Source organism: Streptomyces sp. NPDC048479 (assembly GCF_040651435.1).
GTDB lineage: Bacteria > Actinomycetota > Actinomycetes > Streptomycetales > Streptomycetaceae > Streptomyces.
Window position 1 is genome coordinate 1 of record NZ_JBEZKA010000049.1, and the last position, 23,762, is coordinate 23,762.

Below are 23,762 nucleotides of genomic sequence, written 5' to 3' on the forward strand. Positions count from 1 at the left end.
CCGAACCGGTCGCCTCAAGAACGTGAACGAGCCGTGACTCCTCGACCGATATGACACGCTCTCCGGCCGACACAGCAGAAAGGTGGTTGAAGCGGTATGCAATTCCTCTGGACGCGGCGTTTGCGTCAAGCTGTCACGCCTTGGGGGGAGTCAGGATCTCGGCCGGTGAAAGATCTTCCACAGCAACCGGTGAACGGCCCATGGATTTCCTACACAAGGCGCCCCGACGTCCGGGCCAGGCAGGACGATCCGCCTCGCCCTCAGAGTTGCTCCTTCATTCAACTGTGTCTAATTCTCAGCTGAGTCGGCTGCCGGCGGCGACGCGTTCGGCAACGTTGCCGTGATCCGGGGCAGTCGGATCCGACCCGCCGACAATGTGGAAAGCCCGATTCATGGCAGAGAAGAAAGGCATGCGCACCAGCAAGCTGCACGGCGGGGTGACTGCCCTCTGCGGCCGGCGGCCTTGGATTCGGAGTTGGTCGTGATGTCGATCTTCTTCGATGGTTGTCTGTGAGAGTCAGGCTCGCGTGCGCTGAGAGCACTCGTCAACCTAGCCTCGCCGTTTCGGTTGGCGCGGGGCCAGTTGGTGCCGCGAACGCGAAAGTGCCTTCTGAGCTGGGACGATGAACCTTGTCTAGGGGGTTTTGTCGTACCAAGCGGAAGGCACTTTCTGCGTGCAGGCTACCGGTTCGCGCCCCAAGCTTCATGTCACCGCTGACGGGGCGGGGGTGGTCGGGCATGCCGGAGCCAGGCTGCTGGCGGATCTCGCCGACGCGACCGGGCTGACCCATGCGTACTCCACCCCGCTGCGGCTGTTGCGCCCGCGCGGGACCGGCCACGACCCGGGCCGGATCATGACCGACCTGACGGTGATGCTCGCCGACGGCGGCGAGACCATCACGGATCTGGCCGTCCTGCGGGACCAGGCCGAGGTGTTCGGCCCGGTGGCATCCACGCCCACGGCCTGGCGACTACTCGCCGGCACCGACGAACAAGGGTTGGCCCGGCTGCGGACGGCCCGCGCTGCGGCACGCGAGGTGGCCCGGCTGCAGGCCACCGAGACCGGCGAGGGCATTCCCGTCGTCCAGGCCGGCGGCCGTGCCCTGCCCGGCCTGGTGCTGGACATCGACGCCACGTTGGTGGCCTGCCACTCCGAGAAGAAACAGGCCGCAGCCACCTACAAGGGTGGTTTTGGCTACCACCCGTTGCTGTGCTTCCTGGCCAACACCGGCGAGGCCCTGTCCGGACGGCTACGACCGGGCAACGCCGGAGCGAACACCGCCGCCGACCACATCACGGTGCTCGACGACGCCCTGGCCCGAGTTCCCGACACCCCACCGCTACGGCACCGAGATCCTGATCCGGACAGACTCCGCCGGCTCCGCGAAAGCCTTCCTCCACCACCTGCACAACCTGCGCCTTCGCGGCATGGATATCGGCTTCTCGGTCGGCACCGCGGTCACCGCCGACGTCCGCCGAGCGATCCGTTCACTGCCCGACCAGGTCTGGCACCCCGCCTTGGACCAGGACGGCTCCCTGCGCGACGGAGCCGAGGTCGCCGAGCTGACCGACCTGGTCGATCTTGCCGACTACCCGTCCGGCACCCGCATCACCGTGCGCCGTGAACAACCTCACCCCGGCGCCCAGCTGTCCCTGTTCGACCAGGACGAGGGCATGCGGCATCAGGTGTTCCTCACCGACACCCCGTACTCGGGCGGCGGTTCGATCCAGTATCTGGAGGTCCGCCACCGCGGTCATGCGACCGTGGAGGACCGTATCCGCTGCGGCAAGGACACCGGCTTCGGCCGTTTCCCCTCCCGCCAGTTCGCCGTCAACGCCGTCTGGCTGGAACTCTCCCTGGCAGGGATCGACCTGCTCGCTGGACGCGCACCCTGCTACTGGACGGCGACCTCGCCACCGCCGAGCCCAAGAAAATCCGCTACCCACTGCTGCACGTCGCCGCCCGCCTCACCCGCGGCGGCCGCCGCCTCCGGATGCGGATCTCAGCAACCTGGCCCTGGAGAATCGAGCTGGCCAGGGCCTTCCACCGTCTCGCAGCCCTGCCCCGCCCAGCCGGCTGACCAGCAGCCCCTGTCCGCCCACAACCCGAAAGACCTCGGAGAACCCGACCCCAGCGCCGGGCCCCACCCATGCCCACACGGCGAAAACGCCCCGAAAGCACACCAGATGACGATCAAGGACACCGCATCGCCGCAACCGCAACGGGGAGGCTAGCGATATGGCGATTCCGTGGCATCTTCAGACCAGACGGACCGCCGGGTACGGAAGCGAACGAGACGGATGGCCGAGCCTCCCACCAGGAGGAGGCCATTCATCGCCTACAGGATGAAAGCCCTCAGAGTGGGGCAGGGACGAGAGCCGCGTATCGGGCCAGACCTGCATAAACACCCGCTGAGAACCGGCTGGTGTGTCTCCCCGTCCAGGGGCCGCACTGCCACCCTCCCGCCGTCCTGCTGACCAACCGAAACGACGCCCCCACGCTCATCCCACCGCTCGAGACGGGTCTCACCTGGCAGGTGTCATTGCTGCGCAGCCGTTACTCGCGAGGCCGCCTGGGCCGATGCAAGGACGAGGCCCAAAAGTCACCGGTGTGTGACCTTGAGGGGATAGGTATCGCTGCTGCCGCTTCAATCCTATTCGACCGCTTATCGTCCCGTGCTGTGCGTTCCGGAAAAGGAGTCTGACCATGGGTGCCGCGGATACGTCCATCACGGGGGTTGAGCTGACTGTTCCCGGCAGGCCAGCAGGGTGGCCCGGTGCAGTTACCCGACCTGGAACCGAGCAGTTTGTCGCCTCAGCTAAAGCCTGGCTCTTCGACCTCGGACCTGCCCAGTGGAGAACAGAGCCCGTTCTTCACCGGTGCCCGCTGCTCCTGGCACGCATGGTGCGCATTCATCTTGAGATCATCGTAGCCACAGCACGCGGCAATCGGCGCCAGCTCCCTCGAGACTTCGAAAATCTTCCTCAAGAGATCCTCGACGAACTCACGGATTTCTGCCACCAACAGGAACTTCGCGCTAAGGGCCTTGCCATGCAAGTCCGCCTGCTTGAGAGAGCGATCAAGAAGGTCCAGGGAAAGCCTACGAGTATGGCTTGAAGCTCCCCTTGTTCGTGTTACCCATGGGGGTGTTCGGTCGGCACAGAGAAGTGAACCACGTACGGGCGGACCACCGAAGTGCAGGCCTCGATGGGCGCTCCGGACGCCGTGGAGCGTGCCCAACGACACTCCAGTGGGGGGCGGGGACGGGGCAAGCGTGGTCGGCCCCGTCACGACACTGAACATGGCTCGGGTTGGCACTGAATGAGGGGTCATTGAGCGCGCCTTCGCACTCCTGCACCACTTCCGCCGCCTGCGTATCCGCTGGGAGGTGCGCGACTACACATCCATGAGGCCCTGCTCAGCCTTGGATGGATGCGCCGTCATTCTGCTGGAGGCGCCTCGTCTCCCTACGCTGACGCCTGTTCCAACTGGGCTCGCGCCCGATACCCCCACAGGCACGGAGAGACCCGGCTGCGGTTGGCATCAGAGTAATCACGCCATGAAGGCACGAGAACCTGATGGAACTGCTTGCGTTCCATCGACGATCGCATCTTCCAGGGCACGAGGAGCTGCTGCGTCTCCCACCACAATGATCCCGGGGCGTCCCTGGAGCTGCGAGCAGAGCTGGTTCTGGGGCTCGCGAACCGACGCGAACACAATGGCCCCTACTTGGTGACTAAGCGGCCGGACAAGGCCCGAGGGAACGTGGCGCAGGACTGGAGCTGAGGGCGGTGGCCCCGTCACCAGTTCATGGCACGTCAGTATCCGCACACCGAGGGCCCTGAGTCGTGCTCGGTAGGCCTCCTGCTCCCAACGCCGGAGCCCATGACCAGCGGAATGAGCAGCTGTCGTCAGGGAAACGGCGTGCCCGTGGGTGGCCAGCACCTCCGCGCAGTCAAGCGCGGACCATTCGCCTTCATGGTCCACGATCAGAATCGAGCCGGGCAGGAGATAGGGCTCGGCTATCACAGCCCATGCGTCGAAAGCGGCGAGCCGCCCAAGTGACCGCGCTGGAGGGCCGCTCGCACGAGCGCCAGTGGCAATCACCACGCGCTTGTAGTCCACGCAGTCGCGTTCGGTGATGAGCGTGCTGACTCGGACTTCAACTGCGTTTGCACGCAGCTCGCTCTCGGCCCACCCGGCCCACCGATGCCACAATGCTCGACGGGCGACGGTCGACCCTGCCAGCGCCAACTGCCCCCCCAGATGGTTGCGTGCCTCCGCCAGAACGACCCTCCATCCCAACTGTGCTGCAGTAGTTGCCGCGGCCACTCCCGCCGGGCCACCTCCTACAACAAGCATGCGCTGCTGATATCTGATGCTTCGGGGTATACCTGCAATGAGCCGCTGCTGATGGCTTGCGATTTTCCCTTCGCCAGCCAGCTGATTTCGCACCAAAACCGTTCGCCCCCCTCCGCGCGCTGGAACACATCATGCTGAGACCAACTGGAGACACGCCCGCCATCACAGCCCCGCTACGTGACGCCTTCCTGGCAAGCCGCTGAGGTAGGCGCCGCATCACGATGCTGAAGAAGTTCCATTGCTGAGGCCCAGTCCGCGAGAGTGAGTCCGAGCATCTCCGAGATCAGACGGATATCAAAAGCGGTGGTCAGGTTCGCGCCGGCTAGCCCGACCACGGCTCGAGCTCGCACAGGGGCACTACACACTTCCGCGGAAAGAAGGCCGTTGTCCACAAGCGGGGCTGACATAGCTGGTGAACGCGGAGGGCGGCGATCGGCTGAAGCCATAGGACAACTCCCTGATGATTAAGAACGACGTCCCGCCACCTCGGCAAGTCCGTCCCACAGTCGCTGCGGCCCTTGACAGGAGAGACCGTCGACATGCCGCCGACGGTTCTGATACGGGCCCGGGCGGGCTCCTGTGTCGTTCTCTGTGCTGTTGCTGAGGCTGACCGTAAAAGTGACCCATTGGTAGGACAATCTTGGTTGTTCTCTTTGCAACTTATTGTCAGCCTCAGGAGGCTGACATTCTCTGAGAACGCTTGAGACCGATGGTCTGCTTCTGCTGTCGGCTCTCTGGTCTGCCGGAGGAGAGTGACAATCTGCCTCGGCGCAGGAGTATTTGAGGTATCAGGAGTTGCCAGATCCGCAACTGCGAGGCGCGGCAAGATGAGCCGCCAGCCTGTGCCACGATCTCGACCTCATCCAAGCTTTCGCAGGGTGCAAGAAGGGCCCCGCCATGCTGGGTTATGCATTCGGTTGGCGACTCTATGTGCGGCGACCGAGATTTCGAGACGGCTGTTCGTGCGCTTTCGGTCAAGCAGGCGCTGGATCTGATGGGGCGATGAGGAGCTGCCTGTCGTGCGTGGCGGGCGCGGAAGCAGCTGGATTCCACCTAGGGTGACGCTATGCGAGGAATTCTGTTGGCCGGCGGCACCGGATCGCGACTGTGGCCGTTGACTCGCTCGGTGTCCAAGCAGCTGCTGCCGGTCTTCGATAAACCTATGGTCTATTATCCGCTGTCCACGCTGGTGATGGCTGGGGTCAGTGAAATCCTGGTCGTCACCACGCCCGAGGACCAGCCCCAGTTCCGTCGGCTACTCGGCGGCGGTGATCAACTGGGCCTGCGTCTCGAATACATGACGCAAGCGCGACCGGAGGGCATCGCTCAGGCTTTCCTGCTGGGCGCGGATTTCATCGGCGACGAGTCGGTCGCCCTGATCCTGGGCGACAACATCTTCCACGGCAGCGGCCTCGGCGCACGACTGGCTCACCAAGACGGGATGACAGGCGGCAGAGTGTTCGCCTATCAGGTCGCCAACCCCTCGGCATACGGTGTGGTGGAGTTCGACGAGCTGGGCCGGGCGCTGTCGATCGAGGAGAAACCGGCCCGGCCGAAGTCCCGCTACGCCGTGCCGGGACTGTATTTCTACGACAACCATGTCGTGGAGATCGCCCGGAGCCTGCGGCCCAGCGCACGGGGAGAGCTGGAGATCACCGACCTCAACGGCGTCTATCTGAGGGGCGGAGCGCTGCAGGTCACCCGGCTCGACCGTGGCACCGCCTGGCTGGACACCGGCACCTTCACGTCCATGGTGCAGGCCTCGGAGTTCGTCCGCGTGATCGAGGAGCGCCAGGGCTTCAAAATCGGCTGTGTCGAGGAAGCGGTCTGGCGATCTGGCCTGATCGACGACGACCGGCTGCGGGACCTGGCCCAGCCGCTGCTCAAAAGCGGGTACGGGCAGTACCTGCTGGGACTGTTGGACGACTCCTGGTGCACAGTCGTGCCGCAGAGGGAAAGCGGATCGCGCCGGGACGAACTGCTGCGAGCAGCGCCGGGCGCTCCCGCCTGACGGCGGCCCAGTCATCAGCACTTGAGATACGTGCGGAAGGATGCGCAACACGTGAGACCACTGGGCATCGAAGGGGCCTGGGTGGACACACCCACCGTCTTTACTGACCGGAGGGGCGGTTTCCATGAGTGGTTCAGAAGTGACCGGTTCTGTGATGTCACCGGCCAGGGGCTCCAGCTCGCGCAGGCAAATTGCTCCCGCTCCGTGCGGGGCACTCTTCGTGGCATTCACTATGCTTCGGTCCCGCCAGGGCAGGCCAAATACGTCACCTGTGTCAGCGGCGCGATTCTCGACGTAGTCGTCGACATCCGTACCGGTTCCCCCACCTTCGGCGCCTGGGAGGCGGTTCGGCTTGACGACAGGGAGCACCGCTGTGTCTACCTGTCGGAGGGACTGGGCCACGCCTTCATGGCACTGGAGGGCGACGCCACCGTCGTCTATCTGTGCTCGCAGGGATATGCACCGCAGCGAGAATACGGGATTCACCCGTTCGATCCGGCGCTTTCCATCGCATGGCCTGACGGCCTCGTGCCGGAGCTCTCCGAGAAGGACGCCGCGGCGCCCATGCTTGCGGAGGCCGAGCGGCAAGGTCTGCTGCCCTCCTATGCGGAATGCAGTGCCTACCGCCGGGGTCTGCGAGCTGGTCAACCCGGTGGGCGGGCGGCTGTGGAGGCCGGCGCGGGGGCGGTGCGCTGGCGGTCGGATTGGCTGAACTGAGGCTGTTCGGGCGGCAATTGTTTCTGCGGTGTTGCGGTTTTGTCATATGCGGCACGGTGGTGGCGGCGTAAGGTTTCGCCGCCGCTCGGGTGATCTTCAGGTGTGACACGGGATAGCTTGTAATCATTGTGTCGTGGAGAGTGAAGGATGGGGGTATTCGTGGCTATGGGCGACGTGGCGCGCAGTGACTTTGCGCGCTTATGGCGTGCGTGCGCTTGCGATGTGGTCACTCCAAGTTCTGTGAGGAAGGTTCTCAGGTGAGCCGTAAATCCAGCCGAAGTTCCCGCATGAAAGCCGCCACATTGGTTTCGGTGGGCACGCTGGCCGTAGTGCTCAATGTTGTTCCGAGCACGGCGGCCATCGCCGACGCGATCAACAGGTCCGGCACCGAGCACACCCTGGGCCTGCCGGGTCCGAACGGAGCGGTGAGTGCAGGCGGTGACCGGGATCGGGACCGCGGGCCGCAGGGCAAGCATGGCAAGCAGGGCCCGCAGGGCCCGCAGGGCGCCCAGGGTCCGCAGGGTGCCGAGGGCGCGCAGGGTGCCGAGGGCGCGCAGGGTGCCGAGGGCGCGCAGGGTGCCGAGGGCGCGCAGGGTGCCGAGGGCGCGCAGGGCGCGCAGGGCGCCCAAGGTGTACAGGGTCCGCAAGGTGGCCAAGGTGCGCAGGGTGTGCAGGGTTCCCCCGGTCCGCAGGGTCCGCAGGGTCCGCAGGGTCCGCAGGGTGCCCAGGGTCCGCAGGGTGCCCAGGGTCCGCAGGGTGCCCAGGGTGCCGCGGTGCTGCTTGATACCTACATCCTGTCGGGCGCGCCGGGGCAAACGTCGACTGTCACGTGCAGCGCGCCCGACGACATCGCCCTCGGGGGAGGATGGACGGGCCTCTCCAGCTTCGGGCTCAGGAGTATCCCGATCGGCCCCGCCGCCGCACCCAATGGATGGCAAGTCAGCCACCTCGTCCCGACCCCGCTCACCGCCTGGGTGATCTGTCACGACGCGTAATAGCCGCCCTGTGAGCTGTACCGGCGGTCAGTTTCCCATCAGGGAGTGTGCGGTGCCCCGAGGCTTCGGCTTCGGGGCACCGTCCGCATTCCGGCCCTGTTGCGGTAATGCGACGGTTTTGACGCGGGATCCGGAATGTGGAAGAGAAATCGCCCCGGTTCTAGCGTGCCGGGGGCGGCGAGAGCATCGGAGCGCCATGCGCCCGGCGGCGGCTTCGTCGGTTCCAATACGTCCGGCGACGGTTGAGTGTGTATCCGGTGGCAAAGATAACGGCCTCGACAACTCGCTTACTCAGGTGCCGAGGTCAATCTGGAGCCAGTGGCGGACACCCGAGCCACAGCTTCGTCGCGTGGCTGTGGAGGCCGGCGCGGGGGCGGTGCGCTGGCGGTCGGATTGGCTGAACTGAGGCTGTTCGGGCGGCAATTGTTTCTGCGGTGTTGCGGTTTTGTCATATGCGGCACGGTGGTGGCGGCGTAAGGTTTCGCCGCCGCTCGGGTGATCTTCAGGTGTGACACGGGATAGCTTGTAATCATTGTGTCGTGGAGAGTGAAGGATGGGGGTATTCGTGGCTATGGGCGACGTGGCGCGCAGTGACTTTGCGCGCTTATGGCGTGCGTGCGCTTGCGATGTGGTCACTCCAAGTTCTGTGAGGAAGGTTCTCAGGTGAGCCGTAAATCCAGCCGAAGTTCCCGCATGAAAGCCGCCACATTGGTTTCGGTGGGCACGCTGGCCGTAGTGCTCAATGTTGTTCCGAGCACGGCGGCCATCGCCGACGCGATCAACAGGTCCGGCACCGAGCACACCCTGGGCCTGCCGGGTCCGAACGGAGCGGTGAGTGCAGGCGGTGACCGGGATCGGGACCGCGGGCCGCAGGGCAAGCATGGCAAGCAGGGCCCGCAGGGCCCGCAGGGCGCCCAGGGTCCGCAGGGTGCCGAGGGCGCGCAGGGCGCGCAGGGCGCGCAGGGTGCCGAGGGCGCGCAGGGTGCCGAGGGTCCGCAGGGCGCGCAGGGCGCCGAGGGCGCGCAGGGTGCCGAGGGTCCGCAAGGTGCGCAGGGCGACGCTGAAGGTCCGCAGGGTGCCCCCGGTGCGCAGGGTCCGCAGGGTCCGCAGGGTCCGCAGGGTCCGCAGGGTCCGCAGGGTGCCCAAGGTGCCCTGGGCGTGCAGGGGGGTCCGGGCACCGCGGTGCCTGAGACTTACCTCGTGACGGGCTCGCCGGTTTCCGGCCCGGGGGTGTCGACTGCGGCGTGCGATGCTGGTGACATCGCCACAGGCGGCGGATGGCAGAGCACCGGCCTCGGTCTTCAGGTGCAGAGTTACCCCATCCCGACCGCTCCTTTCGTTCCGGCCACTGGATGGCAGGCCAGCACCGCCATTGCCGGTCAAGGCATCACCGCCTACGCGATCTGCGCCGCTCCCACGCCCGCCGCGACCAATCGGTCCGGCACCGAGCGGACCCTGGGCCTGCCGGGTTCGAACGGAGCGGTGAGTGCAGGCGGTGACCGGGATCGGGACCGCGGGCCGAAGGGTAAGCCGGGCAAGCCAGGTCCGCAGGGTGCCGAGGGTGCGCAGGGTGCGCAGGGTGGGCCCGGTGCGCAGGGTGCCGAGGGTGCGCAGGGTGGGCCCGGTGCGCAGGGTGCCGAGGGTGTGCAGGGTGCCGAGGGTCCGCAGGGTGCCGAGGGTGCGCAGGGTGCGCAGGGTGCCCCCGGTCCGCAGGGTGCCCCCGGTGCGCAGGGTCCGCAGGGTCCGCAGGGTCCGCAGGGTCCGCAGGGTCCGCAGGGTCCGCAGGGTCCGCAGGGCGCGCAGGGCGCGCAGGGTGCCCGTGGCGAACTTGACACCTACTTCGTGGTGGGCGAGGCGGGGTTCACGTCGACTGTCCAGTGCACCTCTCCTGGCGACGTCGCCCTTGGTGGCGGATCGCAGGGCAGCCAGGGCACACTGTTCAGCATCCCGGTCACCATCGGCCCTGCAGATGCACCCAATGGATGGCAGTCCGCGGTCAGCGGCACCCCCCCCTTCGGGAACGTCACGTCCTACGTGATCTGCGCGGCTTCCTGAGCGGTGGTGCCGTACCGGCAGTCCGTTTTCATTGGCAGTGAGTGTGCGGTGCCCCGAAGCTTCGGCTTCGCGGGCACCGTCCGCATTCCGACCTTGTTTGCGGTACCAGCGCAATGCGGTTGACCCGGGATCTGGAGCCCGGAAGAGAAATCGCCCCGGTCCTGCGTGCCGGGGTCAGCAAGAGCATCGGAGAACCATGCGCATCCTTGTGACCGGCGGCGCCGGCTTCATCGGCTCCCAATACGTCCGCCGACGGCTGAGTGCGGATCCGGCGGCCAAGATCACGGTCCTCGACAAACTCACCTACTCAGGTGTCGAGGCCAATCTGGAGCCAGTGGCGGAACATCCGGGCCAGAGCTTCGTCCGGGGCGACATCTGCGACCCTGATGTGATCGACCAGGTGATGGCGGGTCAGGACGCGGTGGTGCATTTCGCGGCCGAGTCGCATGTGGACCGCTCGATCGAGGGTGCCGGTCCTTTCGTCCGTACCAATGTGCTCGGCACCCAGGTGCTGCTGGACGCGGCACACCGGCACGGCGTCGGCCGCTTCGTCCATGTCTCCACCGACGAGGTGTACGGCTCGATCAGCGAGGGATCGTGGACCGAGGAGTGGCCGCCGGCGCCGAACTCCCCCTACTCCGCGTCGAAGGCTGGCGCCGACCTGCTCGCACTCGCCTACCACCGCACCCACGGCCTAGACGTGGTGGTCACCCGCTGCTCCAACAACTACGGGCCGCACCAGTTCCCGGAAAAGGTCATCCCGCTGTTCGTAACCAACCTGATCGACGGGAAGACGATCCCCTTGTATGGAGACGGCCGCAACATCCGTGACTGGCTGCATGTCTTGGACCACTGCCGGGGCATCGACCTGGTCCTCGACGGCGGGAAGCCCGGGGAAATCTACAACATCGGCGGCGGGACCGAGGTGAGCAACCACAAGCTCACCGGCCTGCTGCTGGACGCGGTCGGCGCTGACTGGGACCGGGTCGAGTACGTGGCCGACCGCAAGGGCCACGATCTGCGCTATTCGCTGGACGACAGCAAGATCCGTGAACACCTCGGCTACGCCCCGCAGGTCGCCTTCACCGACGGCCTGGCCGCCACGGTCGCCTGGTACCGCGCCAACCGCTCCTGGTGGGAGCCGCTCAAGGAAAGGGCGGAGCTGGGATGACCACGAGCTGGCTTGTGACCGGTGCGGGCGGGATACTCGGCCGGGATGTGCTGGCCGAGCTGAGCGCCGAACCGGACGCCGCAGTGACGGGACTGGGACGAAACCAGCTCGACATCACCGATCAGGCCGCCGTGCACGCGGCCGTCGCCGGTCACCATGTGGTCGTCAACTGCGCCGCCTGGACGGATGTCGACGGTGCCGAGCGGGCCGAGACGGCGGCCACCGCCGTGAACGGCACGGGTGTGCGCCATCTCGCGCGCGCCTGCGCGGGCAGCGGCGCGCTCCTGCTGCACGTCTCCACCGACTACGTGTTCCCCGGTGACGCCCGGCAGCCCTACGCCGAGGACGCGCCCACCGGCCCCGTGAACGCGTACGGGCGGGGCAAACTGGCGGGGGAGCGCGCCGTGGCCGAGCTGCTGCCCCGTACCGGATACACCGTACGCACGGCCTGGCTTTACGGCGCGCACGGCCGCAACTTCGTTACCACCATGCTTCAACTCGCCACCCGACGCGAGACTCTGGACGTGGTCGCCGACCAGTACGGCCAGCCGACCTGGTCCCGCGCGCTCGCCCGGCAGTTGTCCGCACTCGGCCGTGCCGCACTGGCCGGTCGGGCGTCGGCGGGCGTCTACCACGGCACGGCCGGAGGCCACACCACGTGGTACGGCCTGGCCCGGGAGACCTTCCGGCTCAGCGGCCTCGACCCCGAGCGAATCCGTCCGGTCGGCTCGCAGAAGTTCCCGCGGCCCGCGGCCCGCCCGGCGTCCGGTGTACTCGCTCACGGCAGCTGGCCGCGTACCGGGCTCGCGGCTTTGCCGCAGTGGGACGATCAGCTCACCGCGGCCCTGCAGACACCCGCCTTCGCAGCTCTGGCCGCCGCGGCACGGACCGGCGGCTGACCCCGGCGCAGCCGGGAACGGCAAGGGCGCCCGGCGGAAGCTGACAGCTCCCGCGGGCGCCCTTGCCGGGTCAAGGACCAGAATCAGACCAGCAGCGGCCCGCCGCACCGCGCGGCACCCTCCTTCATCGCGATGAGGTTCGCCACCACGTAGGAGATGTTGTTCTTGGAGTGCCAGTCGGTCGGGTAGTAGGTGACCAGCCGGGATTTCTGGAACCGGGCCTCGATCTCGGGGACGAAGGTGCGGTACTGGTCGTCGGTGTAGTACCAGAAGGAGTTCTCGTTGTAGAACGCGACGTGCGTCGGGTCCTGATGCGCGCCGCGGCCGTCGGAGCTGGGGGTCATGGTGAGGAGCATCCCCCCGGGCGCCAGCAGCCGGTGCAGCTCGTTGATCAGCAGAACCTTCGCGGGCACGTGCTCCAGGAAGTCCACCGCCCGCATCAGACCAACGGAGTTGTCGGGCAGGTCCAGCTTCTCAGGCAGGGTCGCGACGATGTCGACGCCCTCTCCTGGGTACTGGTCCACGCCCAGGTAGCCCGGCGGCTTGCGGTGGGCCGCACCGAGGTCCAGCGCGAGCAGTCCGCGGCGCTGTGTCCAGGTGAGGGCGTTTGCCTCGATGTACTTGTCGTAGAGGGCGACCGTCTCGCGCTGGATGTGTGCGTTGATCTCGGGATCGCGCTGGGTGTTCGCGGGGTGAAGCCGCTGGAGGTAGAGGCAGCGCTTGATGTGGTGGAAGTCGCCGGCCTGGAAGAGGCGGCACATCAGGTCCTGGTCGTCCAGAACCGTGCGGGTGGCGTCGTACCCGCCCACCTTCTCGTAGACGCCCTTGCGAAACGCCCGCACGTGGTTGGGCGCGTACCAGATGTAGGAGACGTTGTGCGGCGTCGGATCCATGGACACGGCCTGCAGCAACTTGCGGCCGTCGACACGCACCTCCTCGAACTGCCAGCCGTGTGCCTCGTTGAAACGGGACTCGTCCCGCTTACCGTCCTCGGTGATCTGCGCGGTGTTGCTGTAGACGAAGACGACCTCGGGATGCGCGTCGAATGCCTCGGCCAGCTCCGCCAGGCAGTCCTTCGCCAGGAGGTCGTCGTGGTCGAGTTCCACGAGGATTTCTCCGCGGGCGAGTTCACAGGCCCGGCGTTTGGCCGCCCCGACACCATGAACCTCGTCTGCGACCTCCACGCGGACTCGCTCGTCGGGCTGCTCCGGGCGCCACCGGGCGCCCTCGTTGAGCAGGACGATCCACTCCCAGTCCGAGCAGGTCTGCGCCTGCAAGGTCGTCAGGCACTCGTCGAGGAAACGCGGCCGGTGGCTGGGAGTGAAGACGGAGAACCTCGGCGTCGCAGTCGACGTCATCTAGTGCCACCTGCTTGGCTCGTGGTCGGTGAGGGGCTTACGGAATCCTTGAACGCTTCCGGTAGGTAAGAATGCAGTGACGGGTCGGCCGCGACGGCACGGCGGAAGGCATCCCGCGCCTCGTCGTCGCGGCCCCTCTTCGCCAGCGTCTGCCCGAGGTGCAGATAGGCCGTGGACGCCTTCGGATTGACGGCGACGGCACGCTTCAGGAGCTTGATGGCCTTGTCGGGCTCGCTCGACTTGAGCAACACCGCCTCGTTGAAGAGGGCAGAGGTGAACGAACGATCGATCTTCAACGCCCTGTCGTAGGCGTTGCGGGCATCGGCCGGTCTGCCGTCCTGCTGTGCGAGGACGCCCAGGTTGTACCAGGCGAACTTGTTCGCCTGGTCCGTCTTCAGCACTTCCTTGAAGGTGCTTTCCGCCCCGTCATGGTTCTGGTCCTTCTCCTGCAGCAGGCCCCTCTCCAAGAGCGCATCCGCATTCACTGCCGTTCCGGCGGCTGACGCGGACTTGGAATCCGCTGCCGGCTGGGACAGAGCCGCCCAAAGGGCCGTTCCGGCGGCAACCGCGACTGCCGCGCCGACCCCCGTCCACAATCGCCTATGTTTCATTGGTCACATCTCACAGAGTCGGGAGGTATATGGCTGGTGTCAGGTGGCTGACAGAAGAGAGCCCAGGGGCGGTGCCAGCGGGACCGGAATTCGAACCATCGTTATCGCCGCCAAAGTTACGAGGTGACCGTTATGTCGTCATCCATCGTGGGGACTTAGGCCGTACAGACCACCCGAATGTACGCAACCAAGGTGTGCGAATCGACCGAAGTGGCTGCCGTCAACCCCGTTCTCAGCCCGGTCGAGTTCTCGGCGTGTACTTCCACAGAGCGGCCCGGCGCCTCAACTTCACTCTGCGTCATGCACGATCACTTGAAACCTCCCCTCCCTGAAGGACTCCGTTGGGAAATCCGCAAACCAGCTTCGCCGACCTGCTGAGGTTGCCGTGATCGTTCTGATCGTCGGAGCGAGGGGTTGGGCTGGATGTCGCTGGAGCGAGACGACGGTGGGGTGCCGGAGCTGACGGCTCGGGTGGTGCCGGCGTCGTTCCCCAAGGGGACGCTGGCTGTCCGAGTGCGTGAGGGCTCGGCCCGCTGATCGCGGACGAATCCTTCGCTGAGGCGTTCTCCATTCGGGGGCCTCGGCCGTGTCGCCGGGGGCGCTCGCGCTGGTCTCGTGCTGCAGTACACAGAGGGATTCACCGATCGGCAGGCCGCTGACAAGGTGCGGGCCCGCATGGACTGGAAGTTCCTCCTCGGCTTGGAGCTGGACGACCCAGGTTCGACTTCTCCGTCCTGAGCGACTTCCGCACCCGGTTGATCGGGCACGGACGCGAGGAGCAGGTCCTGACCAGGAGCTCAGAGTTCGGGCTGCTGCGCGCAGGTGGTCTGCAGCGCCGACTCCACGCATGTCCTGGCCGCGGTGCGGACATTGAACCGGATGGAGTTTGTCGGCGAGACCCTGCGGGCGGCGCTGGAGGCGATGGCCGCAGCCGCTCCCGCGTGGCTCTCGCCCCTGACCACCGCAGCCTGGGCCAAACGCTACGGCGCCCGGATCGACTCCTAGCGCGAGTATCCGGGCGTATGCCCGGCTTTGACCCGGCGGAACAATGCCTGCATCGCCTTGTCCAAACGATGCACGGTTGCCTGCTGCGAGGAGAACGACCAGCGGCTCTGACGCTCCGGATCGAACGCACGGATGTCCTTGAGTTGAGCCGATTGCATCCCGTACTTGATGCTGGTCTTCGAGATGTGCCGGTAGGAGTCACGGCGTTCCTGCAAGGCCCCGTTGCAGGGCGCGCAGTGATCCCGCAGCATCTCACCGAGCGCCTCCGTCTGACGGGTCGTGGGGCGAAGGAGGAACTTGTAGGCACGGATCACGCCTGCCCCTCCTTCCTTCGCGGGTGCACCCACTGGGTTCTCGATGTAACGCTGCACGGTGTCTGCGCTCACCGCACCTGCCGAGGCCGCGAAGTACGACGACGAGCACAACCTGGAGGCATCCGCGACTTCAAGTGCGCGAGCTCCGACCGGAGCACGCGGGAGGTGCCTTGAACTGGTTCGCCACGTACGACGCCGACGACTTCGGGTCGTGTCTGACGAAAGGTGCACCTGGTCGGGCGCGTCGGTGGCACGGCCGACGACTTGACTGCCCGGGTCTGATCGCTATCGCCGGCTACGGGCCGCAGCTGTCCCGGTCGATACGGGATTTCCATCGTGTGTGGGGCGCCCAGGCATCGGCTCAGTGCTGGATGCCCACGTACTTGACTTCCAGATATTCGTCGATGCCCTGGGCGCCGCCCTCGCGGCCGAGGCCGCTGGACTTCACGCCGCCGAAGGGCGCTGCGGGATTGGAGACAAGCCCCTGATTGAGGCCGACCATTCCGGTCTCCAGGCCTTCGCAGACCCGCAGTGCTCGGGACAGGTCGCGGGTGAAGACGTAGGCGACCAGGCCGGCGTCGGTGCCGTTGGCGAGCTGCAACGCCTCGGACTCTTCGGTGAAGCGGGTGACTGGTGCCACCGGACCGAAGATCTCTTCACTCAGCATCTGAGCGTCGGCGGGGATATCGGCCAGTACGGTCGGGGCGTAGAAGTGGCCGTGCTCGCCGACCGCCCCGCCGCCGGTCAGCAGCCGACTGCCGCGTGCTACAGCGTCCTTGACGAGCGCGTCCACCCGCTTTCGTGCTGACGCGTCGATGAGCGGACCCACCTGAACTCCCTGCTCGGTTCCCCGGCCAACGGTGAGTGAGAACATCCGGTCGGCCAGGCGGTGTGAGAATTCCTCCGCCACTGAGGTATGGACGAGGAAGCGGTTGGCGGCCGTGCATGCCTCGCCGGCGTTACGCATCTTGGCCAGCATCGCGCCTTCTACTGCCGCATCGAGGTCGGCGTCGTCGAACACCAGGAATGGTGCGTTCCCGCCCAGTTCCATCGACACCCGCAGGAGGCGCTTGGCTGACTGCGCTACCAGGGCGCTGCCCACCGCGGTTGAGCCGGTGAAGCTGAGCTTGCGCAGCCGCGGGTCGGTGATCAGCGCCTCGGTGATCTCGGCCGCGGCGGTTGTGGTCACCACATTGAGCACGCCCGCGGGCAGGCCCGCCTCGGCGAGCACGTCGGCCAGCGCCAGCATGGTCAGCGGAGTCTGCGGCGCCGGCTTGACCACCATGGTGCAGCCTGCTGCCACAGCCGGGCCGATCTTGCGGGTGCCCATGGCGAGAGGGAAGTTCCAGGGTGTGATCAGCAGGCAGGGGCCGACCGGCTGTTTCATCGTCAGCAGCCGTGTAGCCCCATGGGGAGCCACTTGGTAGCCCCCGCCGATGCGCACGGCTTCCTCGGAGAACCAGCGCAGGAACTCGGCGCCGTAGGCCACTTCGGCTCTGGATTCGGCGAGCGGCTTGCCCATTTCCAGGGTGATGAGAAGGGCGAACTCCTCCGCCCGGGCGGTCACTGCGTCGAAGGCCCGGCGCAGGATGTCGCTGCGTTCGCGGGGCGGCGTGGCTGCCCAGGAGGTCTGGGCGGCTGCTGCTGCGTGCAGTGCCGCGAGGCTGTCGAGCGGGGAGGCGTCGGCGATTTCACGGAGGACGGCGCCGGTGGCCGGGTCCTCCACGGCGAAGCGGCGGCCGCCTTCCGCGTCGTGCCAGGAGCCGCCGATGAACAACTGGTCGGGTACGCGGCCGAGGGCTGCTGCCTCCGCCGGCTCGGTCATAGCCTGCTGGGTCGCAGTCATGGGGTGTGTGTCTCCTTGGACGGTGGCTTTCCGGGGACCGGTGCCGGATCGGGTCACAGGCAGGAGGTGATCAGTTCGGTGATGTCCTGATGGGTGGGCGTGCGCGGGCTGTTGGCGGTGACTGCGTCCTCCAGGGCGGCCCTGGCCAGGTCCGCGACCATGTCCGCAGTGACCCCGTAGACGGACAGGGGCCGCCGGGCGCCGACCTGCTCGGAGAGCTCCCGGCAGGCTTCGAATACTTCCGTGCCGTTGTCACCGACGCCCATCTCATGGGCCACGCGGGCGAAGGCGTCCTTGGCCTGCGGGTTGCACCAGGCCATCACCTCCGGCAGCACCGCGGACAGTGCCAGGCCGTGCGGCGCGCCGACCCGTGCGGAGACCGCATGGGCGATGCCGTGCACGAGTCCCAGGCCGCTGATGCTCAGTGCGAGGCCTGCGAGGTGGGCACCGAGCAGCATGTGGGAGCGGGCCTTCAGGTCGGAGCCGTTCTCGACCGCGACGGGCAGCCAGTGGCTCACAAGGGCGATCGCCTGTGCGGCGTACGCCTGGGAGAGGGGGTTGGCTCCCCGGGAGCTGAGCGACTCGATGCCGTGCACCAGGGCGTCCATCCCGGTTGCCGCGGTGGCACCCGGGGGCAGGCCCAAGGTCAGTTCGGGGTCGAGCAGGGCTGCCACCGGCTTGACCGAGTCATGGCCGATGTAGACCTTGCGGCGCAGACGGGGGTCCTCGATGACGCCGAAGCCGTTGGTTTCCGCTCCCGTTCCCGCGGTGGTGGGGATCGCGATGAGTGGCAGGCCCGGCACCTCGGGCTCGATCCGGTAGTCGAACTCCGCAGCGCTGCCGGGATTGACGGCGAGGAGGGCGACCCCCTTGGCGGCGTCCAGTGCGGAGCCTCCGCCGAGGGCGACCACGGCAGCGTCCCCGAAGGCTCGCGCCTGCTCCGCGGCGGCGTCCACGGCTGCGGTGGACGGGTTGGCAGGGATGGCGTCATGGACCTCGGCGTCGATACCGGCGGCGGCCAGAATGGCGGTGACGCGGTCGACCAGGCCGGCGGCGCGCAGGCCCGGATCTGTCACCACGAAGGCGCGGTTGTGGCCGGTGCGGCTCACCGTCTCGGGCAGGCGCCGCAGGGAGCCGACGCCGAACTCCAGCCATGCAGTGGGCGGCAGACTGATGGCCAGTTCGCGGGTGTGGAGGGTCACGGGTGCACCTGCTCGGGGGTTCTGGAGTCCTTGTGCACGGGTAGCCGCAGTTCGATACCGGCCACGTCCTCGTACAGCTTCATCGGGATCATCTCTCCGGCGAGGTCGCCGAAGACGGCCTTGCCGCGCCGGTAGATCTGCTCGACGACGGCACTGAGCTCGACCGGCACTCCGACCTCCCGTGCGAGGTCGACGGCGAGGCCGAGGTCCTTGCAGGCCAGGGCCATGGCGAAGGACTCGTCGTAGTCGCCGTGGTTGAGCACGGAAAGGACGTCGTTCTGCAGGAAGTTGGAGTTGGCGGGGCTGGCGACCAGGGATCGGTGCAGGATTTCGAGGTCGACTCCGGCCCTGGCTCCGACGGCCAGCACCTCGGAGGTCGCCACCAGGTGGCAGAACCACAGCATATTGATCATGAGTTTGACGGCGTAGCCGGTACCGTGCGGGCCCACATGCAGGATCCGCTCCGGATCGCCCATGGCCTCCAGGACCGGGCGCTGCCGGGCGACGTCCTTGGCGTCTCCGCCGACGAAGATCTGCAGGGTGCCGGACCGGGCTCCGTGGGCCATCCCGGAAACGGGGGCGTCCAGCACGCGTACGCCGCGCTCTCCCGCCAGGGCTCGTATCCGGTCCGCGACGGCGGGCACCGAGGTGGACATGTCGATCCAGGTGCTGCCCGGGGCCATGGCTGCCAGGAGCCCGCCGTCGCCCAGCAGCACCTGCTCGACATGGCGCGGCGTGGGCAGCATGGTGATCACTGTGTCGCTCTGTCCGGCCAGGTCGGCCGGTGAGGCAGCCCAGTGGGCGCCGCGGGCGACCTGCTCGGCCGCGGCCTGCTCGCGGATGTCGTGCACGGTCACGGTGTGGCCGGCGGCGAGCAGGTTGAGGGACATGGGTCCGCCCATGTTGCCCAGGCCGATGAATCCAATGCGCATGTCTTACTCCTTCGTGCCGCCGGTGAGCGGTCCGGTTCCAAGGTCTAGCCAGGTGGTCTTGAGTGCCGAGTAGGCGTCCAGGGCATGCAGCGACTTGTCACGGCCCGTGCCGGTGTCCTTGAAGCCCCCGAAGGGGGTGATGACGTCGCTCGCGTCGAAGGTGTTGATCCACACCGTGCCGGCCCGCAGAGCGCGGGCGACGCGGTGGGCGGTGGAGATGTCCCTTGTCCACACACTGGCGGCCAGGCCGTAGCGGGTGTCGTTGGCCAGTCGCACGCCGTCCTCGGCACCGCGGAATGGGACGGTGGCCAGGACGGGGCCGAAGATCTCCTCCTGGCCGATCCGTCCGCTGTTGGCGACTCCGTCCAGGATGGTGGGCTCCACGTAGCAGCCGCCGGTGTCGGGGAAGGCGGCATGCCCGCCGAACACCGTGCGGGCACCCTCCTCGGCGGCTACGCCGAGGTAGTCCAGCACCCGGTCCTGCTGGGCCCGGTCGACCAGTGGGCCGACCTGGGTGGCCGGGTCCAGCGGGTCGCCGAGCCGCAGGGTCCGGGTGACCGAGACGACCTCCTCGAGCAGCTCGTCGTGGACCCGCTCGTCCACCAGTAGCCGGGACCCGGCATTGCAGGTCTGCCCGGCGTTGTAGAAGATCCCCCAGGCGATGGCGCTCGCCGCGGCCTTGAGGTCCTGAGCGTCGGCGAGGACCAGTTGCGGCGACTTGCCGCCCAGCTCCAGGGCGACTTGTTTGCCGTTACTGGCGGCGCTGTAGCCCAGAAAGGCGCGACCCACTTGCGTGGAGCCGGTGAAGGCGACCTTGTCCACGCCGTGGTGCAGACCCAGGGCGCGTCCGGCAACCGGGCCCAGTCCTGGCACCACATTGAGCACACCGGGCGGCAGACCCGCCTCGGCGGCCAGTTCCGCCAGCCGCAGCGCGGACAGCGAGGACTGCTCGGCGGGCTTGAGGATCACGCTGTTCCCCATGGCGAGGGCGGGCGCGATCTTCCAGGAGGCGATCATCAGCGGGTAGTTCCACGGCACGACAGCGGCGACCACGCCCAGTGGCTCCCTGGTCACCAGAGCGAGCGCGCTGCGCGGGGCGGGTGCGATCTCGTCGTAGGTCTTGTCGATCGCCTCGGCGTACCACTGGATGGAGTCCGCGCACTTGGGCACGTCCACAGCGAGGGTGTCCGAGATGGGCTTGCTCGTGTCCAGCGCCTCAAGCAGGGCCAGCTCCTTGAGGTTCTCACGGACCAGCGCGGCCAGCCGGAGAAGCACCTTCTTGCGGTGCCTGGGGTCGGCCTGCGACCAGCGGCCGTCCTCGAACGCCGTGCGGGCCGTGCGTACCGCGTCGTCGATGTCTTCGTCTCCCGCGGCGGCGACAGAGGCGAGGATCGAGCCGTCACGGGCGCTGATCGTGGGGAAGGTCTCTCCTGACCGGGCGGGGCGGAAGGCCCCGTCAATGAACAGGTCGGTGTGCGGGGTGAGTGCGGAAGCGCGCTTCCGCCAAGTGCCGTAGTCGGCCATGGCGTCGGTCCAGGTGAGGAGGCGGGGTGCGCCGGGGGCGGGTGGGTCGGTGAGGAGTCAGCGGTCGTGCCGCAGCTGAGAGAGGGCGTCGTGGTCGATGGCGGCGCCCAGACCTGGGGCGTCGGGAATGTTGAGGAAGCCCTCGGAGTCGATCTCCACGGGCTCGGTGAGGAAGAAGTCGCGCCGCTCGGGGGTCCAGCCCGGTGGGTCGTAAGGGAACTCCACATAGGGGCCGCCGCCGACGCCGGCGACCACATGCAGATTGGCCAGCAGGCCCAGCCCGTTGCTCCAGGTGTGCGGAGTGAACCAGCGGTGCCGCAACTGCGCCAGCTCGGCAACGAACCGCGCCCGGTACATGCCCACGGCCAGCACGACATCGGGCTGATAGACATCGAACGCGTCCTCCTCGACCAACTGCACCAGCTCAGGAAGGCTGCGCACCATCTCCCCGCCGGCGATCCGCACTCCGGTGGCGGCGCGGACGGAGCGGGCCCCGCGGATGTCGGTCTGCGGCAGCGGTTCCTCCAGCCACAGCACCCCGAGCTCCATGAGCCGGGCCGCGATCCTGCGGACGGATACCAGGTCGAGGGCGGGCTCGATGTCGCCGCTCATCCGCCACATCTGGTTGAGGTCCACCATGATGTCGATGCCGTCACCGACAGCCTCCCGGGCGGCCCGGACCGCGGCGACGCCCTCTTCGAGACGGTCGCGGGAGATACGGATCTTCATCGCCTTGAACCCGCGCTCCACCGCGGCGACCGCCGCCTCCGCACGGGCCGCCGGCTCCTTGAGCTCGCCGAACGAGGCATAGGCGGGAAGTCTGGTCGCCGCGCCGCCGAACAGGGTGGCGACCGGGCAGCCGCACACCTTGCCGACGATGTCCCACAGCGCGGCCTCCAGCGGCCAGTAGCGCCCGGCGTGGAAGTTGATGGTCTCGATGATGCGGACATGGCTGAGGATCTCCAGAGGGTCCTTGCCGAGGAACAGGTACTCGAACGCCTCGAAGCCGTCCATGGTGTCGCCCGAGCCGTGGCCCACGACACCCTCGTCGGTCTCGACGGTCACCAACGTGGCGTCGAAGAACGTCCGAGGTGCCGGATCCCAGGCGGCGGCGAACGCCGGCTCCAGGGGGAGCCGCATCCGCTCCAGCCGAATGGCAGTGATCTTCATGGTCGCGGTCACTCCGGGGCGTTGAAGAAGGGATTTGTCGGACGGGTGCTGGCCGCGAGCACCGCGTCCACGGTCGGCCCGCCCCACGCGCCGATGGCCAGCGCCTCGCGGGTGGCCTTGCGGTTGTTGCGGTAGACCTCGTCCGGGGCGTCGGCTTGCGGGTTGACCCACACCGCAGTGATCAGCACCAGGCTGTCGGCCCACTCGACGGGGATGACGCCCTCCGCGACGGCATCGGCCACGCCGGCCGCGACCCCCGCCTGCGCCGGGCCCCAGGTCAGTTCACCGTGCTCGTCGTCGGTGATCGTCGCCTTGTTGACGAACAGCGTCAGCGGCTTCACCGGCAGGTTGGGCCTCAGCACGACCATGAACGGCGCGTGGCCTTGGGTGGGTGTGGCGAGGGCCGTGGCCCAGGCCGTCCCCGCTGGGCCGTCCCGGTGGCCGAGCACCGTGTTGATGTGCGCGGCATTGGGCCCGGCGCCAACAAAGCTCTCTCCTATGTGCATTTCGCATTGCCCTTCTCGGGTCGGACTGGCCTAACGCCTACGGGAAGGGCCGTCTACTTGAGGAAGCCGTTGTCCTGGAGCCAGCTACGGGCGATGTCCTCGGGGTCCTCGCCCTCCACGTCGGCGAGGGCATTGAGTTCCTGCATCTCGTTGGTGGTGAGCTTCTTGGCGAGGGGAGCGAAGATTTTCTCGAGTGCCGGGTACTTGTCGAGCGTTTCCTTCTTGAGGGTGAGCGCGGGCTGGTAGACGGGGAAGAACTTCCTGTCGTCCTCCAGGACCACCAGCTTGTTGGCAGGGATCCGTCCGTCGGTGGCGAAGACCTCACCGAAGTTGCAGGTCTTGCCCTTGGCGGTCTCGGTGTAGATCAGCCCGGTGTCCAGCATCTTGACGTTCCTGCCGGGCGCCTTGATGCCGTAGGCCTTCAGCAGCCCGGGGAAGCCGTCGTCGCGGGTGGAGAACTCGCTCTCGACGCAGAAGGTGGCCTCGGACGGCTTGCTTCTGCTCAGTGCGGCGAGGTCGGACAGTGTCTTGAGGCCGAGTGCGTCCGCCTTGTCCTTGCGGACGGCGAAGGCGTAAGTGTTGTTCAGCGGGGCGGGCGGATCGATCCAGGCGATCTCGTTCTTGGCCAGGTCCTCGGTGGCCACCTTCTCAAACTGCCCACGCTGGTCGGCTATGGGCCTCGTGTGCTTCAGGTGGTTGATCCAGCCGGTGCCCGTGTACTCCCAGTACATCGAGATGTCGCCCGAGAGCAGCGCTTTGCGGGTGCTCGCGGAGCCCTTGATGTTGGTCTGGTCGGTGACCTTGGCGCCGTTGGCCTTCAGCAGCTCGACCGTCATCCGGCCCAGGATGATCTGTTCTGCGAAGTCCTTGGAGCCGACGGTGAACGACGCCCCCTTCAGCGCGCCCCCGGAGCCTGACGCGGGCACCGCGGAGTCGCTGCCGAAACAGCCGGACAGCGGCAGGAGCGTGAGGGCTGTGACGGCCGCGAGAGTGAGCGAGGTGGCGCGATTTGGCATGGCAGTACTCCTGGAGGCGGTACGGGCGCGGTGAGAAGGACAGGGCAGTTGCGGGGAAGGGGCGTGG

The 23,762-nt window shown here is 67.4% G+C and carries 19 protein-coding genes and 2 pseudogenes; 10 read left to right on the forward strand and 11 right to left on the reverse strand.

All coding sequences use genetic code 11. The features are described from left to right. Nucleotides 1-644: 644 nt before the first annotated feature. Nucleotides 645-2,081, forward strand: a pseudogene (locus AB0D12_RS38265) (IS1380 family transposase). Between the two features lie 626 nt (nucleotides 2,082-2,707). Next, on the forward strand, nucleotides 2,708-3,118 hold the full coding sequence (locus AB0D12_RS38270) for a hypothetical protein (protein ID WP_362693841.1): 411 nt from the start codon (nucleotides 2,708-2,710) through the stop codon (nucleotides 3,116-3,118). 435 nt (nucleotides 3,119-3,553) lie between these two features. Here the strand turns inward: AB0D12_RS38270 and AB0D12_RS38275 are convergent, their stop codons facing one another. Next, the gene (locus AB0D12_RS38275) at nucleotides 3,554-4,363 is read right to left on the reverse strand and encodes an FAD-dependent oxidoreductase (protein WP_362693844.1); all 810 of its coding nucleotides are present in this window, start codon (nucleotides 4,361-4,363) and stop codon (nucleotides 3,554-3,556) included. A gap of 1,066 nt (nucleotides 4,364-5,429) precedes the next feature. On the opposite strand from AB0D12_RS38275, the gene rfbA reads away from it, so the two are divergent. The 6 genes from rfbA (at nucleotide 5,430) to rfbD (ending at nucleotide 12,211) form a co-directional block, all read left to right on the forward strand. After that, nucleotides 5,430-6,374 (forward strand): glucose-1-phosphate thymidylyltransferase RfbA, encoded by a 945-nt coding sequence (gene rfbA, locus AB0D12_RS38280; RefSeq protein WP_362693847.1) that lies wholly within the window; start codon nucleotides 5,430-5,432, stop codon nucleotides 6,372-6,374. Nucleotides 6,375-6,425: 51 nt separating this feature from the next. Next, nucleotides 6,426-7,091: a dTDP-4-dehydrorhamnose 3,5-epimerase gene (gene rfbC, locus AB0D12_RS38285; RefSeq protein ID WP_362693850.1), complete on the forward strand. Its 666-nt coding sequence runs from the start codon at nucleotides 6,426-6,428 to the stop codon at nucleotides 7,089-7,091. A gap of 287 nt (nucleotides 7,092-7,378) precedes the next feature. Next, nucleotides 7,379-8,086: a hypothetical protein gene (locus tag AB0D12_RS38290; RefSeq protein ID WP_362693853.1), complete on the forward strand. Its 708-nt coding sequence runs from the start codon at nucleotides 7,379-7,381 to the stop codon at nucleotides 8,084-8,086. Between the two features lie 693 nt (nucleotides 8,087-8,779). Then, nucleotides 8,780-10,141 carry a collagen-like protein gene (locus tag AB0D12_RS38295; protein WP_362693855.1) on the forward strand — a complete coding sequence of 454 codons (1,362 nt, stop codon included), beginning with the start codon at nucleotides 8,780-8,782 and terminating at the stop codon, nucleotides 10,139-10,141. Nucleotides 10,142-10,337: 196 nt separating this feature from the next. After that, nucleotides 10,338-11,312, forward strand: coding sequence for a dTDP-glucose 4,6-dehydratase (gene rfbB / locus AB0D12_RS38300; protein ID WP_362693858.1), 975 nt, complete (start codon nucleotides 10,338-10,340; stop codon nucleotides 11,310-11,312). Next, a complete protein-coding gene (gene rfbD / locus AB0D12_RS38305; RefSeq protein WP_362693861.1) occupies nucleotides 11,309-12,211 on the forward strand; it encodes a dTDP-4-dehydrorhamnose reductase in 903 nt (300 codons plus the stop codon). Before rfbB ends, rfbD begins: the two co-directional genes overlap by 4 nt. A gap of 83 nt (nucleotides 12,212-12,294) precedes the next feature. Here the strand turns inward: rfbD and AB0D12_RS38310 are convergent, their stop codons facing one another. Both AB0D12_RS38310 and AB0D12_RS38315 read right to left on the reverse strand, forming a co-directional pair. After that, entirely contained in the window at nucleotides 12,295-13,569 is a 1,275-nt protein-coding gene (locus AB0D12_RS38310) for a glycosyltransferase (RefSeq protein ID WP_362693864.1), read from the reverse strand. Beyond that, nucleotides 13,566-14,054: a tetratricopeptide repeat protein gene (locus AB0D12_RS38315; protein ID WP_362693867.1), complete on the reverse strand. Its 489-nt coding sequence runs from the start codon at nucleotides 14,052-14,054 to the stop codon at nucleotides 13,566-13,568. The genes AB0D12_RS38310 and AB0D12_RS38315 overlap by 4 nt, the downstream gene beginning before the upstream one ends. Before the next feature lie 741 nt (nucleotides 14,055-14,795). Here AB0D12_RS38315 and AB0D12_RS38320 point away from each other — a divergent pair. Beyond that, entirely contained in the window at nucleotides 14,796-14,918 is a 123-nt protein-coding gene (locus AB0D12_RS38320) for a transposase (protein ID WP_362693870.1), read from the forward strand. A gap of 141 nt (nucleotides 14,919-15,059) precedes the next feature. Continuing rightward, nucleotides 15,060-15,185, forward strand: coding sequence for a hypothetical protein (locus tag AB0D12_RS38325; protein ID WP_362693873.1), 126 nt, complete (start codon nucleotides 15,060-15,062; stop codon nucleotides 15,183-15,185). Here the strand turns inward: AB0D12_RS38325 and AB0D12_RS38330 are convergent. The 8 genes and pseudogenes from AB0D12_RS38330 to AB0D12_RS38365 all read right to left on the reverse strand — a co-directional run. After that, nucleotides 15,185-15,499: pseudogene (locus AB0D12_RS38330) on the reverse strand (RNA-guided endonuclease TnpB family protein); the annotation flags it as partial. The gene AB0D12_RS38325 and the pseudogene AB0D12_RS38330 overlap by 1 nt on opposite strands. A gap of 361 nt (nucleotides 15,500-15,860) precedes the next feature. Then, entirely contained in the window at nucleotides 15,861-17,345 is a 1,485-nt protein-coding gene (locus AB0D12_RS38335) for an NAD-dependent succinate-semialdehyde dehydrogenase (RefSeq protein ID WP_362693876.1), read from the reverse strand. Nucleotides 17,346-17,398: 53 nt separating this feature from the next. After that, the gene (locus AB0D12_RS38340) at nucleotides 17,399-18,547 is read right to left on the reverse strand and encodes an iron-containing alcohol dehydrogenase (RefSeq protein WP_362693878.1); all 1,149 of its coding nucleotides are present in this window, start codon (nucleotides 18,545-18,547) and stop codon (nucleotides 17,399-17,401) included. Then, the gene (locus tag AB0D12_RS38345) at nucleotides 18,544-19,479 is read right to left on the reverse strand and encodes an NAD(P)-dependent oxidoreductase (RefSeq protein WP_362693881.1); all 936 of its coding nucleotides are present in this window, start codon (nucleotides 19,477-19,479) and stop codon (nucleotides 18,544-18,546) included. Before AB0D12_RS38345 ends, AB0D12_RS38340 begins: the two co-directional genes overlap by 4 nt. A gap of 3 nt (nucleotides 19,480-19,482) precedes the next feature. Then, nucleotides 19,483-21,003 (reverse strand): aldehyde dehydrogenase, encoded by a 1,521-nt coding sequence (locus AB0D12_RS38350; RefSeq protein ID WP_362693884.1) that lies wholly within the window; start codon nucleotides 21,001-21,003, stop codon nucleotides 19,483-19,485. Nucleotides 21,004-21,060: 57 nt separating this feature from the next. Further along, nucleotides 21,061-22,173 (reverse strand): mandelate racemase/muconate lactonizing enzyme family protein, encoded by a 1,113-nt coding sequence (locus AB0D12_RS38355; protein ID WP_362693886.1) that lies wholly within the window; start codon nucleotides 22,171-22,173, stop codon nucleotides 21,061-21,063. 8 nt (nucleotides 22,174-22,181) lie between these two features. After that, nucleotides 22,182-22,679 carry a formaldehyde-activating enzyme gene (gene fae / locus AB0D12_RS38360; protein WP_362693889.1) on the reverse strand — a complete coding sequence of 166 codons (498 nt, stop codon included), beginning with the start codon at nucleotides 22,677-22,679 and terminating at the stop codon, nucleotides 22,182-22,184. Nucleotides 22,680-22,732: 53 nt separating this feature from the next. Next, nucleotides 22,733-23,695 carry a glycine betaine ABC transporter substrate-binding protein gene (locus AB0D12_RS38365; RefSeq protein ID WP_362693892.1) on the reverse strand — a complete coding sequence of 321 codons (963 nt, stop codon included), beginning with the start codon at nucleotides 23,693-23,695 and terminating at the stop codon, nucleotides 22,733-22,735. Nucleotides 23,696-23,762: the final 67 nt, after the last annotated feature.

What these genes read in the sequence shown, in the direction of transcription:
- AB0D12_RS38345 (WP_362693881.1), bottom strand. Translation starts at nt 19,479, where the DNA reads ATGCGCATTGGATTCATCGGCCTGGGCAACATGGGCGGACCCATGTCC.
- rfbD (WP_362693861.1), top strand. Translation starts at nt 11,309, where the DNA reads ATGACCACGAGCTGGCTTGTGACCGGTGCGGGCGGGATACTCGGCCGG.
- rfbA (WP_362693847.1), top strand. Translation starts at nt 5,430, where the DNA reads ATGCGAGGAATTCTGTTGGCCGGCGGCACCGGATCGCGACTGTGGCCG.
- rfbB (WP_362693858.1), top strand. Translation starts at nt 10,338, where the DNA reads ATGCGCATCCTTGTGACCGGCGGCGCCGGCTTCATCGGCTCCCAATAC.
- AB0D12_RS38350 (WP_362693884.1), bottom strand. Translation starts at nt 21,003, where the DNA reads ATGGCCGACTACGGCACTTGGCGGAAGCGCGCTTCCGCACTCACCCCG.
- AB0D12_RS38365 (WP_362693892.1), bottom strand. Translation starts at nt 23,695, where the DNA reads ATGCCAAATCGCGCCACCTCGCTCACTCTCGCGGCCGTCACAGCCCTC.
- fae (WP_362693889.1), bottom strand. Translation starts at nt 22,679, where the DNA reads ATGCACATAGGAGAGAGCTTTGTTGGCGCCGGGCCCAATGCCGCGCAC.
- AB0D12_RS38270 (WP_362693841.1), top strand. Translation starts at nt 2,708, where the DNA reads ATGGGTGCCGCGGATACGTCCATCACGGGGGTTGAGCTGACTGTTCCC.
- AB0D12_RS38355 (WP_362693886.1), bottom strand. Translation starts at nt 22,173, where the DNA reads ATGAAGATCACTGCCATTCGGCTGGAGCGGATGCGGCTCCCCCTGGAG.
- AB0D12_RS38290 (WP_362693853.1), top strand. Translation starts at nt 7,379, where the DNA reads ATGAAAGCCGCCACATTGGTTTCGGTGGGCACGCTGGCCGTAGTGCTC.
- AB0D12_RS38275 (WP_362693844.1), bottom strand. Translation starts at nt 4,363, where the DNA reads ATGCTTGTTGTAGGAGGTGGCCCGGCGGGAGTGGCCGCGGCAACTACT.
- AB0D12_RS38335 (WP_362693876.1), bottom strand. Translation starts at nt 17,345, where the DNA reads ATGACTGCGACCCAGCAGGCTATGACCGAGCCGGCGGAGGCAGCAGCC.
- AB0D12_RS38295 (WP_362693855.1), top strand. Translation starts at nt 8,780, where the DNA reads ATGAAAGCCGCCACATTGGTTTCGGTGGGCACGCTGGCCGTAGTGCTC.
- AB0D12_RS38325 (WP_362693873.1), top strand. Translation starts at nt 15,060, where the DNA reads ATGGAGTTTGTCGGCGAGACCCTGCGGGCGGCGCTGGAGGCGATGGCC.
- AB0D12_RS38310 (WP_362693864.1), bottom strand. Translation starts at nt 13,569, where the DNA reads ATGACGTCGACTGCGACGCCGAGGTTCTCCGTCTTCACTCCCAGCCAC.